Here is an 18,626-nt window from a genome sequence, read left to right as displayed (position 1 = left end):
GCGGCTGCGAAGAGCCTGCCTTGACGGGGATCGCGCTCCCGCCCTAGAAGCGCGGCTCCGCGGGGTGCCGGCATCGGCTGCCCCACGACCGGCATGGACGGTTAGCACAGCGGTAGTGCGTTCCCTTCACACGGGAGAGGTCGCAGGTTCGATCCCTGCACCGTCCACCAGTCCGCCGCTCAAGCCGCCAACGCTTCCGCTTCTCGATCGCAGCGCTCGGCTTCCCTGGCGCATTCCTTTGCGGCGACCTTGTTGCCCGCCTTGTTCCAGAGCCGTTCGGCACGCCGCCAATGGTCGGCGCGACGCCGACAGGACTCGACCATTTGTTCCGATTTCATGGTGGCTCAACGGGTTAGCGCCACGATGGTTGCAGTGCAGCGATTCGAACCGTTACCGGATCGCCAAGGAAACCGGCCGAATGCGGTCGGTCAGACAGGCACGAGGGCCGAGACGGCCGACGGCAGTTCGTCGAAATGGTCGATCAGTTTGTTCGGGGCGAGTTCGCGCATCGGCACCGCCGTATACCCGAAGCTCACGCCGACCACGGGGATGCCGGCCGCCTTGGCTGCATCCACGTCGGCGCGGGAATCGCCGACCATCACCGCCCGGTGTGGATCGCCCCCGGCCCGCTCGACGGTGAGCGTGATGTGTCGCGGGTCGGGCTTCGACCAAGCGAAGGTGTCCTTGCCGACGATCGCCGCGAAGCGCGGCGCGAGGCCAAGGGCCTTCAGGAGGTCGACGGCGTGCCCCTCGACCTTGTTGGTGCAGACGGCCAGCCGAAAGCCCTTCGCCTCCAAGTCATCGAGCGCCGCGACCACGCCCGGATAGAGCTGCGAGTGGTCGGTGAGGTGGGCGCCGTAATAGTCCAAGAAGGCTTCGAACAGACGCTCGAGCCGCTCCGGCTCCAATGTCTGACCGGCCGCCGAGAAGCCCCGCGTGATCAGTGCCCTGGCGCCAGCTCCCAGGAGATCGCGTGCCTGGTCCAGCGGCAGGGCCGCGAGCCCCTCCCGCTCGAGGATAACGTTCAGCGTGCCGATGAGATCTCCCGCAGTGTCGGCGAGAGTGCCATCGAGGTCGAACACGGCGATGGGAGGCAGATCGGACATCGGGTCTCGCGCGAGCGGAGCAGTGACGCGAGCGGGATGGACCGAATGCAGGGGGCGATCAAGCCTGAGCCAGCTGCCCCCATCTTGAGCTTGGCTTACTTCGCCTTGTCAGAGAGCCCCTTCAGACCGGCATCGTAGACGCCGCCGATCACCTCCTGGGCCTTGGCGTCGGGCGCGCCCTTGGCCTTGAAGCTGCCCGTCCAAGTCACCTTCGAGCCGCTGCCATCCTTCGCCACGGAGATCGTGGACTTGTAGTCGGAAACGGGCAGTGGGCTCTCGAGGATCGTGTAAGTATAGCTCATGCCGGCGTCGTCGCGGGCCTGCTCCTCCTCCTGGATCGTGCCGCCTCCCTTGAGGCTCAGCATGCGCTGCTGCTTGGCGCCCTGCTTCGAGAGCATGCATTTCTCGACGACGGGATGCCAGTCGCCGATGCCGCAGAAGCCGCCGATGGTCTTCCACACGGCGGCGGGAGGAGCTGCGATACTGGCAGTCTTGGTAACCTCCAGGGCCATGGCTGGAGCAACGGCGATCGCGGCCAGAGCCACGGCCGATACAGCGATCTTCAGCATTGAACGTTCCCTCGGGTCGATTGTTTTTGGCGACCCTGTATGGGTCGTTGAACAAGCTAGGGCACAATCGATCTTGAGCTAGGCCGCTCGCGCCTGCCTGGCGGCGTGAGCAGCCTCAGCCAGATTGCCTCATTCGGCGTAGATCTCGAGGTAGACCACGTTGCGCGGCTGATCTCGGAAGATCTTGTAGGAGGCCTTCGGGCAAGCCGCTTCGGCAAGCGCGCGCATCTCGTCTTCGTCGCGGTAGATCAGACACCAGTCCATGAAGCCGGCCATGAAGCCACGGCCGTGGCTGTCGCGGGTGAAATTGCCGACTGACAGCATCCCGCCGGACTTGAGCCGGGCGAACATCGCCTTGATCAAAGCCACCGCAGGAGCCTTCGGCAGGTAGTCGAACAAGCCGGCCGAGTAGATCAGGTCGTAGCTCGCGACCGGCCGCCGCTCCTTGATTAGAGCGGCGAAGCTCGCCACGCGGCCCTCGATAGTAAACTCGCTGTACTCGCCCTTCGCTTCGGCAATCGAGGTCTCGTCCTGGTCGAGCACTGCGAACCGAACGTTGGTGTCGGTTGTCGCCTCGCGAAGGGCGTCGAGCTCACGCATGTGGCCCGAAGCCACCGAGAGCACCTCGGCGCATTCGCGGGAACCCATGTAGTCGTGGATCAGGCCCGCCAAGTAATCGCGGCGCCAAAGAATGCTCTTCGCATTCGGCAGCGAAGTCGTCGCGCGGTGGACCACCGAGGCCATACCGTCGAGCTGACCATGCGTCGGCCGATAAATGTAGTCGAGCATGACCGCGTCGCCGGCATAGCCGCGCGGTTTGTCGTGCGCGCGCCGGGAATAAGGATCGAGCAGGAAGACTTCGGACAGCGGGTGGGAGCGGCAAGACGCCCGAAACTCGGAAAGCTGTCCGGTCGACGACGCCTCATCGTAGGTCGCCCCCAGCTCTTTCGCCAACCAATCGATGATGTCCGGGCTTGGATTGGCGATCAGCCGGGACTGAGCCTCGGACAAAACCGACTGAAGATGTTCCATGAAAGAACTCGGGGTCATCCTGGGTAACCACGTGACCGCGCCACATCGCTCCAGTGAGGGAGAGATTAACAACTCCTAAACAAAAAACATCCGATGCCAGGCATCCGGCCCTGGGGTTATCAACCTTTTGGCACGACTTACCCACAGCCAAGGAAAATCTGTTTGCCAGAAAGCAGGCTAAACGCCGTCTTGAAATCCTCATCTTAAGGTTAACGGCGCTCTATTGTCGATGCCTTCGGATTTTGTATCCAGACGACCGTGCGACGCCCGCCGCGCCGCGGAAAGCGCAGGACAAGGAAGGACGTCGATGGGGGAGCCGTCTGGAGAGCGTCAGGCCGACGCGGGCACGCTCTCGCGCGAGACCACCATCTCCGAGCCGACCAGCAAGCGCAGGGCTTCAGCCGTCATCGGCTTGCCGAGGTGGTAGCCCTGAAGCAGGTCCACCTGCAGCTCCGCGGAGAGCTGCTGCTGAGCGTGGGTCTCGATGCCTTCGACCACAGTCTGGCAGCCGACATTGCGGACGAGGCCGACGATGTTGCGGAACATCTCCGCGCCCCGCTTCGTCTCGGTGGCCTGGAGGAAGGAGCGGTCGATCTTGACGGCGTCGAAGGCGACCTCCCGCACGCAGGACAGACCGGCGAAGCCGGTGCCGAAATCGTCCAGCCAAATCTTCACGCCGAGCGTACGAAGCTCCCGCAGGCTTTGGAGGATGTCGGGATTGCCCTCGATCTGCAGGCCTTCCGTCACCTCCACGATCAGGCGGTGCGGCGCAACGCCGGTTTCTTTGAGGATCGTGGCCACGGACAGCGCAAAACTCGCGGTGCTCAGCTGGACGGCCGAGACGTTGACGCTGACCATCGCGACGCGGTCTTCGGCGATCAGCTCCCGGCACGCGGTGCGGATCGCCCACCGTCCAAGCTCGACGATCATCCCGGTGCGTTCAGCGATCGGGATGAACACAGCCGGCGAGATGGATTCGCCATTCGGTCCGGTCAGGCGCATCAGCGCCTCGGCGCCCGCGATCTCGCCGGAGACCGCGTCGCGGATGGGCTGGTAGACCATCGCGACATGGCCCCCTGCGATAGCGCCACGGAGGAGATCCGTGACGCTGTCGTCGAGGTTCACCTCCAGCGGGTCGTCCCGGTCGAAGAGCTTGACGCAGTTTCGGCCGGTCTTCTTCGCCGCATAGAGCGCACGGTCGGCCTCGGTGACCAGCCGCTCGACCTTCGTGCTGGTGATGTCCCGGCTGAAGGCGGCCCCGATGCTAACGGTGACGACGAAGCAGGGGTCGGGCCGCTGCTCGTGCGGAATCGCGAGGTCCTCGACGGCCCGGCGCACGCCCTCGGCGACGAGCGCCATGTGCTCCCGCGTCTGGCAGCGCACCAGAAGGATGAACTCCTCGCCGCCGAAGCGGCCGAGCGCATACTTACTCTGAGTGGCTGCAGCCTTCATGGCGTCGGCCACAGCGATCAGGCAGCGGTCCCCACGCTGGTGGCCGTACTGATCGTTGTAGCGCTTGAAGTAGTCGACATCGATCAGGATGACCGCGAAGCTCTTCTCCGCCGACTGCCAATTACCCCAATAGGCACGCAGCTCCTCGTCGATAGCCCGGCGGTTGGCGAGACCCGTCAGCGCGTCGGTCGTCGAAAGCCGCAGCAGCGCAGCGCCCCGCTCCGTCGCCTCATCCTCCCGGATCTCGGCCCGCAGCGAGTTCAGGAAGACGCGGTAGCGTTCTTCATTCAACTTCCAGTTCACAAACAGCGTGAGAGTATACGTCGAGAAGTAGAGCGTGCCGATTCCGACCACGTACTCGGTGGAACTGAAGAAACTCGAGAACAAGAACAGGGTGAAGATGCCGAGCATCACGCTCGACGATACAACCGCCAGACCGAACCGGAAGTTGAAGAAGACGTTCTGACCGATGATGAAGATGATTCCGTAGGTCAGGTAGTATGAGGCACTGACCTGATAGACGCTGCAGCTCGAGAACCACATCCAGGTCGCGTAGGCGGCGACGATCCCGAAAGCGCATTGGTAATCGACCCAACGCGAGCGGACACCACGCCGGATCTGCGCCTCGATGTCGAAGATGAACAGCAGGCCGATAATGAGGCGCGCGGCGATGTTATAGAGCGCCACGTCGCGGATCATGATCAGATCCGTGAAGAAGAACGCAATGTAGACGATGCCAGCGAGCCGCGACGAGATGCGCGCATCCTGCCAGTGCGTCGACTCGCTGCGCGCCTCGTAAAGCTCCGCCAAGGCCGGCGAGCGCCGGGATTGCCAACGCTTGCCGAGCTCCGCGTCTATGTTTCCTGCAAGACCAGGTGCCATGAGCCTATCCGGACGTCTGCGGATAAAAGCAGCCTCCGGGTTTCGAAACCGTGAAGTAGAGGCCCTGACCAGCGGGTCCTCCACCGAGATCGGCACTCACGGCTTGGCGATCAGATCCCTGATCCGGCTTGCCAGAGCTTCCATCACGAAGGGCTTGGTCAGGACCTGCATGCCCGGTTCGAGATGCCCGTTCCCGACAACTGCGTTCTCGGCATAGCCGGTGATGAACAGGACCTTGAGATCCGGCCGCGTCACGCGGGCGGCGTCGGCCATCTGACGGCCGTTCATTCCTCCGGGCAATCCGACATCGGTCACCAGCAGGTCGATGCGCGCATCGGAACGCAGCATCTTCAGGCCGGCCGAGCCGTCCGCCGCCTCGATTGCGGTGTAGCCGAGGTCTTCCAGCACCTCCGCCACCAGCATGCGCACCGTCGGCTCGTCGTCGACGATGAGCACGGTCTGGCCCTGCTCGGCGCGCGGAGCGTTCGCGAGATCGGGGGCCACCTCGCCCTCCTCGGCCGCGCCGTAGTGGCGGGGCAGGTAGAGGCACATCGTGGTGCCTTCGCCAACCTCCGAATAGATCCGCACCTGGCCGCCCGACTGGCGCACGAAGCCGTAGATCATCGAGAGCCCGAGTCCCGTGCCCTGACCGATCGGCTTCGTGGTGAAGAACGGCTCGAAGGCCTTGGCGATGACGTCCGGCTCCATGCCCGTGCCGGTATCGGTGACGCAGAGCGAGAGGTACTGGCCGGGCTCAAGGTCCCGATCCCTGGCCGCGCGCTCGTCCATCCACTTGTTGGCGGTCTCGATGGTGATGCGGCCGCCATCCGGCATGGCGTCACGGGCGTTGATGCAGAGGTTGAGCAACGCATTCTCGAGCTGCGAGGGATCAACCATCACCGACCAGAGGCCCGCGGCGGCGACGGTCTCCAGGGCGATCTCCGGGCCGATCGTGCGGCGGATCATCTCCTCCATTCCCGCGACGAGGCGATTCACGTCTGTGGGCTTCGGATCGAGCGTCTGGCGGCGCGAGAAGGCGAGCAGGCGATGCGTCAGAGCGGCGGCGCGCTTCGAGGCGCCCATCGCAGCATTGACGTAGCGGTCGACATCGGCGAGCCGCCCCTGGCTCACGCGGCTCTGCAGCAGCTCCAGGCTTCCCGAGATGCCGGTGAGCAGGTTGTTGAAATCGTGCGCGATGCCGCCGGTGAGCTGGCCGACCGCTTCCATCTTCTGAGACTGGCGCAGGGCCTCCTCGGTCTTGGCCAGCGCCTCGGCCTGCTCCTTCTCCGCGGTGACGTGACGGCCGGTGGCGTAGATCAGGTCGCCTTCCGGCGCGGCGATCCACGACATCCAGCGATAGGTATCGTCCTTGTGCCGATATCGGTTCTCGAAGGGCGGCAGGGCGTGCTCGGAAGCGAAGCGCAATGCGTCGAGCGTCCGGGCCTGGTCCTCGGGATGTATGAAGTCGAAGACCGAGCAGCCGAGCATGTCCTCTGGCTGCCAGCCCAGGATCCCCACCGCGGCCGGGCTGATCGCCCGGAAGATACCCTTGGTGTCGATGACGACCATCAGGTCCTGCGAGACGCTCCAAGTGCGGTCGCGCTCGCGGGTACGCTCCTCGACCCGCTCCTCCAGCATGGCGTTCATCTCGCGCAGGCGCCGCTCGTCGCGCTTGCGCTCGGACAAATCGAGCATCGCGCCGATCATGCGCAGCGGCTCGCCGCGCTTGCCACGCACCATGTAGCCGCGATCGAGCACGTCGGCGTAGCTGCCGTCCGCGCGGCGGAAGCGATATTCGTGGCTCCACTCGCTGCCTGTCCCGGCGATGGCGGAGCGGATATCCTCCTCGACCCGGGCACGATCTTCCGGGTGGACGTGATCGAGCCACCACTCGCCGGTGGTCCCCACCGTGGCGAGGTCGTATCCATAGGTGGTGCCAAGGGCCTCGTTCCAGAGGACGTGGTCCGCTACGAGGTCCCAGTCCCAGATCGCGTCGTTCGTCGCCCGCGTCACCAGGCGGTAGCGCTCCTCGGTGGCGCGCACGGCGAACTCGGCGGCTTTGCGGATCGTCACGTCGCGCACCGTGCCGACGAAGCGGATCTGTCGGCCGTCCTCGAAGGTAGACTTGCCGCGCGCAGCGATCCAGCGTTCGATGCCGGTGCGGATGCCACGGACGCGGTATTCGATGTCGAAAAGGCCCGAGCCTGCCGGATCTGTAGCCGCCCGGACCGCCGCATCGGCGGCATCGCGATCGTCGGGATGAAGTCCGGCGAGGTAGCTGCCCTCGTAGGTCACGGGATCGTCGGGGCCGATTCCGAAGATCTCGCGAACGCGCGCATCCCAGCGCAGATCGTCCTTCTCCGGCGCGTAGTCGAAGATGCCGATGCCGGTGGCGTCGACGGCGAGCCGCATGCGCTCCTCTGACTCCGCCAGCGCGTCTTCGGCAAGCCGAGACCGTTCGTCGAGGCTGCGCTGCTCCGTACGATCGCGCAGGATCTTCAGGTAGCCGACATGACTGCCGTCGGCTGCCGTGAGTGGCATGATCTCGCCGAGGGCGAAGACGCGCGATCCGTCCTTGCAACCGTACCACTGCTCGGCGCTGTCGCGTCCCTGCTCGCGCGCCACCCGCATCTCGCGTTCGGGCTTGCCGGCCGCCACTTCCTCGGGCGTGAAGAACATCTCGGTCGTTCGGCCGGCCGTCTCGGCCTCCGACCAGCCGAGCATGCGCTCCGCGCCCGCGTTCCAGCTCGTCACCCTTCCATCGAGATCCATCGTGACGATGGCATAGTCGAGGGCACTGTCGAGGATCTGCCGATGGCGGATGGCCGCCTCTCGCGCGCGCCGCGCAGCGGCATCGCGTTCAGCGGCTACCCGGCCCAGCTCCATCTGCGTCATCACCTGACGGGCGAGGCGTTCCAAAGCGAGTGCCTGCCGCGTGGTGAGCCCGGCCGGCCGGGCCTGCCCGTCGATGACGCAGAGCGTGCCGATCGCCTCTCCCTCGGGCGTCTCGAGCCGGGCGCCGGCATAGAACCGGATATGCGGCTCGCCCGTCACCAGCGTGTTGTCGCGGGTGCGAGGGTCCTGGGTCAGGTCGGGGATGACGAGCAGCCCCGGCTGGGCCAGGGCATGGGCGCAGACCGATTGCCCGATGGGCGTCTCACAGGCGTCGAAGCCGATCCGGGCCTTGAACCATTGTCGGTCGTCCGCGACGAGGCTGACCAAGGCCACCGGCGTCTTGCAGATTTCAGCCGCCAATCCGACGATGTCGTCGAAACCGGGCTCCGCCGGTGTGTCGAGGATGTCGTATCGTTCCAGGGCCGCGAGACGCGCGGCCGTGGAGCGGTCCATCCGGGATGTCGGTTGCATGATCGGTGACGGTCGGTCCGGATAAACTTCGGCCACGCTGTGACGTTGCGCGCTGTCGACCTGGCCACCCACACGAATGAAGGGCCAAGGCCGCGTTGGCCCTATCATTCGAGTACTGAGACAGAAGGATGGCGGCAATTTGCCCCCATTTTGCTCCTCCCGCCGGACTCAGCCGCTTTCCCTCACGAACGGCGATCCGTACCTTTCGTTCGCCCGCGCTTCGCAGGATTTCGTTAACCATAATCGGGTCCTGTTCCAGGGATGCTTTTCCCGTGACAGGGTCACCGGCCATGCCAGCCTGCCTCTCGCCTCGAACCGCGCTCGCCGCTCTCATCTTTTGCAACGCTGGCCTGCCTGCCCTTGCCGCCGGTCCCTACGAATTTGTGCCCGCGCCGCAGATCGACCTGAATCGGGTCTATCGCGTCGACCGCTCCACCGGCGAGGTCACCTCCTGCCAGTACGGCCTGCGCGACGACAATGTCGGCGTCACCCTGTGCTTTCCCGCTGGCGAGGGTGCGGGCGCCCAGGCCCCGGCCGAGTATGGCCTGATTGCCTCGCGGCACACCCGCGAGGCCGGTGTCTTCCGGGTCAACTACCGCACCGGCGAGATGAGCATCTGTTACGTTCAGGTGCGGGAAGAACTCGTGGTCTGCACGCCGCAGACCAACCCGCCGCCGGCCGGCTCCACCAATCCCGTGCCTGCCGCGCCTGCCGCACGCACCGCACCGAGCGTGACGCCACCACAGGGCGGCCGCCCCTGATGCCGGACGCCACCGATCGACGTTCTCTCGTTAGAACGGCCGATCCGCGTAACGGGCCGCGTTTGCGAGGACCGTGAGGCGTGCTAGGGGCTCGCGCCGAGTTCGTGAGCACGCGCATGCACGCCCTTTCTTTCTCCGCGATTCCCCGGACGGCCGCGTGAGCGGCCCTGATCTGCGCCGCGCGGCCGCGGCCCGCGCCGTCGATCTCGTCACGGACGGGATGCGACTCGGGATCGGCACCGGCACCACCGCCAACGCCTTCATCCTGCTTCTCGGCGAGCGGGTCCGCGCCGGCCTCGACGTGATCGGCGTACCGACCTCGGAGGCGACGCGCGCGGCCTGCGAAGCTGAAGGGATCCGGCTGACCAGCCTGGAGGAATGCCCGGAGCTCGACCTCACCATCGACGGCGCCGACGAACTCGACGGCAATCTCCGCTTGATCAAGGGTGGCGGCGGCGCACTGCTCCGCGAAAAGATCGTCGCGTATGCCAGCCGTCGCATGGTCGTGATTGCGGATTCCGCCAAGCACGTTGCGACGCTCGGCGCCTTCCCGCTGCCGGTCGAGGTGAACCTGTTTGGCTTCGGCGCCACCTTCAAGGCGGTTCAGAAGGCAATCGAGGCTGCCGGCTGCGCGGGTGAGCTGACACTGAGAAAAGCCTCGGGCGGGCAGCCCTTCGTCACCGATGGCGGCCACGCCATCGTCGATGCGAGACTCGAAGCGATCCCCGATCCCGAGCGGCTGTCCGCGGCGCTCTGGGCGGTGCCCGGCGTCGTCGAGCATGGCCTGTTTATCGGCCTCGCCAGCGGCGCGATCCTCGCCGAAGCCTGCGGCGACGAAGCCGTAGTGACGGTGCTCGGTAACCCGTGATTCATCTTCAACGATCCGATTTCCGACAAGCCTCCGGAGCGCTGTCCATGTCCCGCCGCCTCGACGCCCTGGCCGCCCGTCTGCTCGGAGCGGCGCTCGTCGGCGCCACGCTGCTCGCGCCGGCCGCGCTCGCCGAGCAGCCTGCCACAAAACCCCCGGCCGCGAAGCCGGCGGCGCCTCCGGCAGCTCAGAACCAGCCTGCGGCCAGCGACAACCACATCGCGCTCGCCCGCGAGGTCATGTTCAATTCCGGCATCGCGCGTTCGTTCGACTCGATCATCCCGGCGCTCGCCGAGCAGATCAAGAAGAACTCCGTGACCCGGCCCGAGCTGAGCAAGGATCTCGACGAGGTCATCAAGGGCCTGCAACCCGAAATGGAACTGCAGAAGCAGCGCATGATCAACGTCGCGGCGCAGATCTATGCGCGCCGCCTGAGCGAGCCGGAGCTGCAAGACATCGTGACCTTCTTCCGCTCGCCGTCGGGCAAGCGTTACGTCGAGACGCAGCCGCAGGTGCTCGACGAGTTGGTGGGCGCCATGCAGGATTGGACCCAGGAAGTTTCGGAATACATGATGATCCGCGTGCGCGCGGAGATGGGCAAGCGCGGCCACCAGCTCCAGTAGTCAGTGTCTCCCTCCTTCAAAGCGGATCAGCATGAGCGAGACCTTCGACACGGATCTCTTCGTCATCGGCGGCGGCTCCGGCGGCGTGCGTGCGGCACGGATCGCAGCCACCCACGGCGCCCGGGTGATGCTGGCGGAAGAATACCGCCTCGGCGGCACCTGCGTGATCCGGGGCTGCGTGCCCAAAAAGCTCATGGTTTATGCCAGCCGCTTTTCGGAGGAGTTCGAGGACGCTGCAGGCTTCGGCTGGGAGGTCGGCCATCCGAGCTTCGACTGGGCCAAGCTGAAGCAGCGCCGTGATGCCGAGGTGACCCGGCTCGAAGGCGTCTACGGCCGCACCCTCGCCGGCAGCGGCGTGGAGGTGGTGGCCGAGCGCGCGGCGATCGAAGACCCGCACACAGTGCGGCTCTGCCATTCGGGCCGACTGATCCGTGCTCGAAAGATCCTGATCGCTGTGGGCGCCGCGCCGTCGAACGAGCCGATGATTCCCGGCGGTGAGCTCGGCATCGATTCCAACGGTGTCTTCGAGCTGGAACGGCGGCCCGATCGCATCCTGGTCATCGGCGGCGGCTACATTGCAGTCGAATTTGCCGGCGTCTTCGCTGGACTCGGCAGCAAGACTACACTGCTCCACCGGGGCGACAAGCTGCTGCGCGGTTTCGATGACGAGATCCGCGACGCGCTGGGCGAAGCCTATGCCAAACGGATGGATCTGCGGCTCGGGCGCACCGTCGATCGGCTCGAACGTGACGGCGGCGCGATCCGCGCGACACTGAGTGACGGCGAGATCCTGACGGTCGATTGCGTCCTCGCGGCGACCGGGCGGCGTCCGAACGTCGACGGCCTCGGCCTGGAAAAGGTCGGCATCACGATCAAGCCGAACGGCGCAATCCCCGTCGACGAGTACTCGCAGACCTCGGTGCCCTCGATCTACGCGGTGGGTGACGTCACCGGCCGCGCGGCGCTGACGCCGATCGCCATCCGCGAGGGCCACGCCTTCGCCGATACGGTTTTCGGCAACAAGCCCTGGTGCGTCGACCACCGCTTGATCCCGACGGCGGTATTCTCGACACCCGAGATCGGCGTGGTCGGCCACAACGAGGACGTGGCACGTAAGTGCTTCGGCGAGATCGACGTCTACCGCTCCAGCTTCCGCCCGATGAAGGCGACGCTGTCGGGCCGCGACGAGCGCATGCTGATGAAAATGCTAGTGGACAAGGCTAGCGACCGCGTCGTCGGTGTGCACGTCCTCGGCCACGATGCCGGCGAGATCATTCAGGCCGTCGGCATCGCGGTCACCATGGGCGCGACGAAGGCTGATTTCGACCGCACCATCGCCGTGCACCCCACAGCCGGCGAGGAGCTGGTGACGATGCGGACGCCCGCGGTGACGAAGCATCCGGTGGGCGTGGGCTAGGCCACCACGCCGCGATGGGACGGGCCGAGGCGCCTGCTCAACCAACCATCGACCGAAAAAGGCCCGCACCACCCAGCACGAGCGTGGCCAGCCCGGCGAGGTAGAGCAGGTCGGTCTCGTAGCCCGGCTGGCCGAAGCTCGCCCCGTTCGCCGTCACCGCCTGCAGCTTGATCGAGCTGAAGCCGTAGGGAAGGTGCACGGTAACGATGGCCACCGCGAGCGCGACAGCCATCGGTAAGCTGGCCAGCGGCACCAACGCACTGGCCAGGATCGCCAAGCCGCCGACGATTTCGACGAGGATGGTCATCCAGCCGAGCACGTGCGGGAACGGCAATCCCATCGCACCGACGAGAGCCGGAAAGGCATCTTAGCCGCGAGCCGCCTTGGCAACGCCATGCGCCAGGAAGCCGTATCCGACGATCAGCCGTACCGGCACGGGTGCCCAGCGCATCAAGATGGAGCGGATCGCGAGCAGGCTCGTCATGCCGTCATCCCCGACCCGTCGCTTTCAGGATGAGCGCCGCGATCGTATCGGGCTGCGAGATCAGCGAGACGTGGCTCGCCTTCACTTCGATGGTCGTGGCGTTCATGCGCTTGGCCATGAAGCGCTGCAGATCGGGATTGATGGTCCGGTCTTCGGTCGAAACGGCGTAGTAGCTCGGCTTGGAGCGCCAGGCCGCCTGGGTCGTCTTGCCTGCGATCAGGCTCTTCCGGAACGGTTCCTGCACCGCATAGAGCACTCTCGCCCGCGCTTCGGGCACATCGCCTGCGAAGTCGCGCAGGAAGGCCTCTTGGGTCAGGCGGCCATACTCCCCGTCGAAAACGATGCCTGCTGAAGCCGGCGGGGTCGGATACGTTTTGGCGAGCGCCGGGTAGTCCTCACCGGCATCCGGCGCACGGGCTGCGACGTAGACCACGGCCGAGACCTTCGGATCGACACCGGCTTCCGAGACGATCATGCCAGCGAAGGAATGACCGACCAGCACCGTCGGACCGTCCTGCTGCGCCAGAACGCGCTGCACTGCAGCCACCGATTCCTCGAGCGTCGTCAGCGGGTTCTGAACCGCGGTGACGTTGAGTCCATTGCCCTGGAGCCGGGCGATGACGTCGGTCCAGCAAGAACCATCCGCGAAAAGCCCGTGAACCAGCACGACATTGCGTGCGGTCGGAGGCGAGGCTGCCCATGCGGGCTCGATACCGAATGAGCCGGCAGCACCAGCTGCGGCCAGCAATCCAAGGAAGTCCCGGCGATCCATCACACATCTCCAATGCGCCGGCATTCGCGTCGGCAGCATGGTTTACGCTGCACCTGCGAAATGGTTACGCGCGGCCGTCGGCTACCTCGGTCGCGAGCGATGCGCTAAGCTACGACCCGCCCGTTCCGGGCCGGTTGGCGAGGCGCAGTGCGGCGCTCACTGAAATTCCTCCACACGATGGGGGCGATCGGGCTGATGGGGGCGATGGCGTCCCTGCTCGTCATGCTGAACGCCATGCCGCCGGTGAGCGATCTCACCGCCTATGCCGCGATGCGTGGTGCCATGGGCGCCATTGCCACCTGGATCTTCTTCCCCTCGCTCGGACTGACGCTGATCGCGGGCCTCCTCGCGATTGCGCTGAATCGCGGCTTTCACAATGCCGGCTGGGCCTGGCTGAAGGCCGCCACCGGCATCCTGGTCTTCGAAAGCGGCTTCGTCGGCGTGCTCGGGCCGATGCAGCAGGAGGCGGACCTCAGCGCTGGAGCGCTCGTGGGCAAGGTCGATCCAGCGATGCTCGCCCAAACCCTCGGCCCGGAGCGCAACACCCTCTGGGTGCTGCTCGCCATCGCGACGGTCAACGTCGTGCTCGGGATCTGGCGGCCGCGGCTCAGCCGGCGACCCGCCTGAGATCCCGTTTCCCTCAGTGACCGCCGGCGCCTGCCCCGGCCCGCGGCTTGCGGATCAGGAAGGTGGCGCAGGCCATCGCCAAGAAAAGGACCGTGAGCACGAGGAACACGTCCTCGAACGCCATGACGATGCCCTGGATGCGCACTTGCGCGTTCATCGACGAGATCGCCATCGAGTCCGCCGCGCTGCCGAAGCTGGAAAAGCTCTGCCGGAGCGAGGCCATCCGCTCGACCGCGGCGGCGTTGGCCCAGGTCACGCGCTCGTGCAGCCGGGCGAGGTGCAGGTCCCAACGATCGTTGAGCACCGTATTGATCAGCGCGAGGCCGACGGCGCCCCCGAGGTTGCGCGTCAGGTTGAACAGGCCCGAGGCGTTCTTCATGCGGTCAGGCGGCAGCGTGCCCAGGGCCACGTTGTTGATCGGGATCATGCACAGCATGAGGGAGCAGCCGCGCAGAACCTGTGGCCAGAGCAACTCCCAGAAATCCCAGTCCTTGGTCATCCCGGTGACGATCCAGGTGCCGAGGGCGAAGCCCGAGAAGCCGAGCGCCATCATCACCCGCGGATCGAGCTTACCCATCAGGCGGCCGGCGATCGGCGCGGTGGCGAACATGCACAGCCCCGAGACGAACATCGTCTCGCCGATCTGCAAGGCCGAGTAGCCGCGCACCCGCGCCAGAAACACCGGATAGAGGTAGGTGAGCCCGTAGAGGCCAATGCCGAGCACGAAACTCGCCACGCAGCCAGTAGCGAAGTTGCGGTCCGAGAATGCGCGCAGGTCGACGATCGGCTGGCGCGCGGTGAAGACGCGGGCGAAGAACAGCAGGGCCGAGACGCCGCAGACCACGGCGCAGATGAAGACTGCCTCGTCCTGAAGCCAATCGTGGTTGGGGCCTTCCTCGAGCACGTATTCGAGGCAGCCGAGGAATCCCGCCATGAAGGCGAGGCCGGACCAGTCGAAATTGTCGAGCAGACCCAGATTCGGCTCGTCGAAATCGACGAGCAGCCAAGTCGTCACCGTGACGAAGATGCCCGGCACGATGTTGATCAGGAACAGCCAGTGCCAGGAGAACAGGTCGGTGAGATAGCCGCCGACCGTCGGGCCGATGGTCGGCGCCAAGGTCGCGACGAGGCCGATCATCGGCGAGACAATGCCGCGCTTGGAGGGCGGGAAGATCGTGAAGGCCGAGGCGAAGACGGTGGGAATCATGCCGCCGCCGATGAAGCCCTGCAGCGCGCGCCAGACGATCATCTCGTTGATCGAGGTCGCGGTGGAGCACATCAGGCTCATCAGCGTGAAGCCAGCGGCCGAGATCACGAACATCCAGCGCGTCGAGAGCACGCGCGACAGCGTGCCCGAGAGCGGGATCGAGATGACCTCGGCGATGAGGTAGCTGGTCTGGACCCAGGGGATCTCGTCGCCGGAAGCGGCGAGGCCGGCCTGGATCTCGTTGAGCGAGGCCGAGACGATCTGGATGTCCAGGATCGCCATGAACATCCCGAACACCATGCACAGGAACGCCACCATGCGGCGCTTGTCGATGGGCGGGTCGGCAGGGCGAGCCGGCGCAGCAGGCCGGCCCGGAGCCGAGGGAGAGATCGCGGCCGTAGCGGCCATGGCGCTTACTCGGGCTTGGCTTCGGCGGTGCGGACGGGCTGGGTCTGGTCCGGTCCTCGGGTATCGACCTTCACCACCACCGACAGGCCCGGCCGCAGCAGCCCCTCGCGCGCCACGTCGGCCGGCACGCGGATGCGGACGGGCAGGCGCTGCACGATCTTGGTGAAGTTGCCGGTGGCGTTGTCGGTGGGCAGCAGGCTGAACAGCGTGCCGGAGGCCGGCGAGAAGGACTCGACCTCGCCGGTGATCTTGCGATCGGGGAAGGCATCGACGCTGATCGTGACGGGCTGGCCCGGCTTCATATGGGCGAGTTGCGTCTCCTTGAAGTTCGCATCGACGCGCACGCTCTGCAGCGGCACCAGGGCGGCGACACGCGAGCCCGGCTGCACATAGGCGCCAGCCTCCACGGCCTTGTTGCCGACGACGCCATCGAAGGGCGCGCGGATCACAGTGAAGTCGAGGTCGCGCTGAGCGCGGTCGACGGCCGTGCGCAGCTCGCCGGCAAGGCTTTCGGCCTCGCGCTTCTGGGCGGTCAGCACGTCGACATTGGCCTTGGCCGCGATCACGGCCGCCTGCGCGCCCTTCACGGCGGCCTCCGTGCGATCCCGGTCGGCTTTGGTCTGGTCGAGCTTGGACTTGGCGACGTAGTCGGCCTGCATCTGGGTCGAGCGGAGGTAATCGGCCGCCGCGCGCACCGCATCGGCCTTGGAGGCCTCGACCTGAGCCACGCTCTGCGCGACCTGCGCCTGGGCGGCTTCGGCCTGACGGCCAATGCGGGCGATGGTGCTCTCTTGCGTGGCGAGCTTGTCCTTGGCCGCCTGGAGGGCGAGCCGGTAGTCACCGTCGTCGAGGCGGGCGATCACGTCGCCCTTCTTCACCGACTGGCCGTTCACGATCGGCGCGGCATCGAGATAGCCGGAGACCTTGGCAGCGAGCACCGAGATATCGGCCTGGACATAGGCATCGTCCGTCGAGACGAAGAACCGTCCCAGGGTCCACCATTGCCAGCCTTCGTAACCGCCTCCGCCGAGTGCTGCGGCGAGAATGGCCAGCAGCACGAGCTTCTTGCGGGATTTGCGTGGCGTCACGGGAGCCTGTGCAGCGGCAGGCGAGGTCGCCGGCAGGGTCGAAGCCGAAACAGCAGGCGGTTGCTGAGCGTCAGCCGCGATCGGCGATGCGAGTTCGTCCGCCGGGTCGGCCCGGGTGTCATCCCGGCGGTTGGTGTCTTCGCGAAGGGACATCGCGGGCTCCGACTTGTACTGACCGAACCGTTCGGTCAACGCGCGGAACAGGTTGACGCCCGACCGCTCCGGCTCCATAAATACGATGACCGAACCGTTCGGTCAATGGCATTGAGTTGGGTGACATGACCGCCTCGGCGACCAGTCTCGCGAATCCGAAGACGCAGCCGGGCCCGGCTTCGTCGCCGGCCGATACGGACAAGCGACGCCAGATCCTCGATGGCGCGCGCGACGTCTTCCTCGCCTCGGGCTTCGACGGCGCGAGCATGGGCGAGATCGCGAAGGCGGCCGGCGTCTCCAAGGGGACGCTCTACGTCTATTTCGACAGCAAGGACGCGTTGTTCGAAGCGCTCACGACCCAGGAGAAGCGCTGGCTCGCCGAGGCCTTGTTCAAGCTCGACTCCGAGACCTCGGATGTCGGCGGCGTGCTGACGCAACTCGGCCTGACCTATCTGACCGAGATGTCGAAACCGAACCACGTCTCGGCCATCCGGATGGTGATCGGCGCCACCGAGAAGTTTCCGCATCTCGGCCGGTCGTTCTACGAGGCCGGTCCGGCTTGCGGGATCGACCGGCTCACCGCCTATCTCGACGCGCAGGTCGCAGCCGGCCGGTTGCGGGCGGCCGACACCGAACTCGCCGCGAAGCATTTCCTACATCTGTGTCAGGCGGGCCTCCTCACACGGCTGCTTTTCGCCGCCGGCGACCCGCCGACGGAGGACCAGATGAAGCATCAGATCGCAGAAGCTGTGCGCGTCTTTCTGTCGGCGTACTCGTCCTGACGCATCCGGCCGACCATGTGGCCGAGGGGCGACATGGTCCCCTAAAGCGTAGCTATGACGACGCCGAAGCTTGTCAGCAGAAGCCATGGCTCGCAGGGTTACACTCCATCTCCGGCCGTCGGCGCATGCCGTCGGTCTCGATTCCGGTATTCGAGGTCACCATGCGTCGTCTGATGCAGGCCGCCGCTCTCGTCCTCGCGGGCGCCGCCGTCACGGCCTGTGCGCCGCATCCAATCGTCGCTCGCGATCCGGTGCCGCCGCCCTCCCCCGCCGAGGCTTACGATTGCGGGACGACACGGCTGCCGCTCAATGCCGCCATGTCGAACTGTGCGCCCCGCTACCGCGACGCGCCGGTGGTCCTGCATTCGCGGGGCTGACAAGGTGAAGCGGAGCTCGCAGCGTTTACCCGCGGTGAGCGTTTCCGCTTCTCACTCGCATGCAGCCTGACGGAGACTCGAGCCCGTGTCGCATTCCAGCCTCTTCGCCGCCGCTGCCCTGATCGGCCTGTCGCTTGCCAGCCCGGTCCGGGCCGAGACCTTAGTCGATCGGGCGAACCGCGCCGCCGCGGCCGGCCCGGTAGTGCTGGAGGTCGACCCAGGCCGCGCCCAGTTCGTCGGCCGCCCCCTTGGGGCGGTGGTGCCGGGTCCAGGCGAGCGGATCGTCAACGCCGTGCCCGTGCCGCACGTGATGAATGGCGGCGGCTTCGGCCTCACGGGCGTCGATTACTACAACGACTCAGCGTCCGAGGGTGGCCTCGGTCGGCGCCGCCACGTCAACGAGCAGATCCTCGCACCGGCCCTTCGCGCGCCGCTGCACTGAATTCTCGATACCCCGTCTTAGCCGCCGCCCTGAGCCGGCGGCTCTGCCATGACGGTGGGGCCGGCCTAGGAGACGTGCGACCGTCTCCCTGGCAGATCGCGACCCTTTCTCCCTTAAGCTGGGCTGCCTCGCAGGTCGAACCTGCCACTCCTTCGCCTTGAACGTTGGAAGAAGCCATCACCGCGGAAATATCGTTCATTGGCGTGACCA

17 protein-coding genes and 1 tRNA gene are annotated in these 18,626 nt (G+C 66.2%); 9 read left to right on the top strand and 9 right to left on the bottom strand.

Annotated features, from left to right (window positions below; translation table 11 throughout):
- Positions 1-95 precede the first annotated feature (95 nt).
- A tRNA-Val gene (locus HCU64_RS05845) sits at positions 96-170 on the top strand.
- A 258-nt stretch (positions 171-428) separates the two neighbouring features.
- On the opposite strand, the gene gph is transcribed toward HCU64_RS05845, so the two are convergent.
- The 5 genes from gph to HCU64_RS05820 form a co-directional block, all read right to left on the bottom strand.
- Entirely contained in the window at positions 429-1,106 is a 678-nt protein-coding gene (gph, locus tag HCU64_RS05840; RefSeq protein WP_233382794.1) for a phosphoglycolate phosphatase, read from the bottom strand.
- A 95-nt stretch (positions 1,107-1,201) separates the two neighbouring features.
- Complete coding sequence (locus HCU64_RS05835; RefSeq protein WP_233382793.1) at positions 1,202-1,675, bottom strand: SRPBCC family protein; 474 nt, start codon at positions 1,673-1,675, stop codon at positions 1,202-1,204.
- A 129-nt stretch (positions 1,676-1,804) separates the two neighbouring features.
- Positions 1,805-2,707, bottom strand: coding sequence for a class I SAM-dependent methyltransferase (locus tag HCU64_RS05830; protein WP_233382792.1), 903 nt, complete (start codon positions 2,705-2,707; stop codon positions 1,805-1,807).
- A 330-nt stretch (positions 2,708-3,037) separates the two neighbouring features.
- The gene (locus HCU64_RS05825; protein WP_233382791.1) at positions 3,038-5,041 is read right to left on the bottom strand and encodes a putative bifunctional diguanylate cyclase/phosphodiesterase; all 2,004 of its coding nucleotides are present in this window, start codon (positions 5,039-5,041) and stop codon (positions 3,038-3,040) included.
- A gap of 96 nt (positions 5,042-5,137) precedes the next feature.
- Positions 5,138-8,389, bottom strand: coding sequence for a PAS domain S-box protein (locus tag HCU64_RS05820; protein ID WP_233382790.1), 3,252 nt, complete (start codon positions 8,387-8,389; stop codon positions 5,138-5,140).
- A 308-nt stretch (positions 8,390-8,697) separates the two neighbouring features.
- On the opposite strand from HCU64_RS05820, the gene HCU64_RS05815 reads away from it, so the two are divergent.
- From HCU64_RS05815 to gor, 4 genes are all read left to right on the top strand, one after another.
- Complete coding sequence (locus HCU64_RS05815) at positions 8,698-9,168, top strand: hypothetical protein (protein WP_233382949.1); 471 nt, start codon at positions 8,698-8,700, stop codon at positions 9,166-9,168.
- A 157-nt stretch (positions 9,169-9,325) separates the two neighbouring features.
- Positions 9,326-10,036: a ribose-5-phosphate isomerase RpiA gene (rpiA, locus tag HCU64_RS05810; RefSeq protein ID WP_233382789.1), complete on the top strand. Its 711-nt coding sequence runs from the start codon at positions 9,326-9,328 to the stop codon at positions 10,034-10,036.
- A gap of 47 nt (positions 10,037-10,083) precedes the next feature.
- Positions 10,084-10,659, top strand: a complete 576-nt coding sequence (locus HCU64_RS05805; RefSeq protein ID WP_233382788.1) for a DUF2059 domain-containing protein — start codon at positions 10,084-10,086, stop codon at positions 10,657-10,659.
- A gap of 31 nt (positions 10,660-10,690) precedes the next feature.
- Positions 10,691-12,076, top strand: a complete 1,386-nt coding sequence (gene gor, locus HCU64_RS05800) for a glutathione-disulfide reductase (protein ID WP_233382787.1) — start codon at positions 10,691-10,693, stop codon at positions 12,074-12,076.
- Positions 12,077-12,113: 37 nt separating this feature from the next.
- On the opposite strand, the gene HCU64_RS05795 is transcribed toward gor, so the two are convergent.
- Both HCU64_RS05795 and HCU64_RS05790 read right to left on the bottom strand, forming a co-directional pair.
- Positions 12,114-12,383: a DoxX family protein gene (locus HCU64_RS05795; RefSeq protein WP_233382786.1), complete on the bottom strand. Its 270-nt coding sequence runs from the start codon at positions 12,381-12,383 to the stop codon at positions 12,114-12,116.
- Between the two features lie 181 nt (positions 12,384-12,564).
- The gene (locus HCU64_RS05790; RefSeq protein ID WP_233382785.1) at positions 12,565-13,332 is read right to left on the bottom strand and encodes an alpha/beta fold hydrolase; all 768 of its coding nucleotides are present in this window, start codon (positions 13,330-13,332) and stop codon (positions 12,565-12,567) included.
- 147 nt (positions 13,333-13,479) lie between these two features.
- Here HCU64_RS05790 and HCU64_RS05785 point away from each other — a divergent pair, with 147 nt between their 5' ends.
- A complete protein-coding gene (locus HCU64_RS05785; RefSeq protein ID WP_233382784.1) occupies positions 13,480-13,959 on the top strand; it encodes a hypothetical protein in 480 nt (159 codons plus the stop codon).
- A gap of 13 nt (positions 13,960-13,972) precedes the next feature.
- On the opposite strand, the gene HCU64_RS05780 is transcribed toward HCU64_RS05785, so the two are convergent.
- A complete protein-coding gene (locus HCU64_RS05780; protein WP_233382783.1) occupies positions 13,973-15,574 on the bottom strand; it encodes a DHA2 family efflux MFS transporter permease subunit in 1,602 nt (533 codons plus the stop codon).
- Between the two features lie 5 nt (positions 15,575-15,579).
- Positions 15,580-16,815 carry an HlyD family secretion protein gene (locus tag HCU64_RS05775; RefSeq protein ID WP_233382782.1) on the bottom strand — a complete coding sequence of 412 codons (1,236 nt, stop codon included), beginning with the start codon at positions 16,813-16,815 and terminating at the stop codon, positions 15,580-15,582.
- 125 nt (positions 16,816-16,940) lie between these two features.
- On the opposite strand from HCU64_RS05775, the gene HCU64_RS05770 reads away from it, so the two are divergent.
- The 3 genes from HCU64_RS05770 (at position 16,941) to HCU64_RS05760 (ending at position 18,416) form a co-directional block, all read left to right on the top strand.
- Positions 16,941-17,597: a TetR/AcrR family transcriptional regulator gene (locus HCU64_RS05770; protein ID WP_233382781.1), complete on the top strand. Its 657-nt coding sequence runs from the start codon at positions 16,941-16,943 to the stop codon at positions 17,595-17,597.
- A gap of 161 nt (positions 17,598-17,758) precedes the next feature.
- Complete coding sequence (locus tag HCU64_RS05765; RefSeq protein WP_233382780.1) at positions 17,759-17,974, top strand: hypothetical protein; 216 nt, start codon at positions 17,759-17,761, stop codon at positions 17,972-17,974.
- A gap of 85 nt (positions 17,975-18,059) precedes the next feature.
- Positions 18,060-18,416 (top strand): hypothetical protein, encoded by a 357-nt coding sequence (locus tag HCU64_RS05760; protein ID WP_233382779.1) that lies wholly within the window; start codon positions 18,060-18,062, stop codon positions 18,414-18,416.
- Positions 18,417-18,626 lie beyond the last annotated feature (210 nt).

It is taken from the genome of Methylobacterium sp. C25, assembly GCF_021352225.1.
In the GTDB taxonomy this organism is placed as follows: Bacteria; Pseudomonadota; Alphaproteobacteria; order Rhizobiales; family Beijerinckiaceae; genus Methylobacterium.
This window is presented reverse-complemented; position numbering and strand designations above follow the sequence as displayed.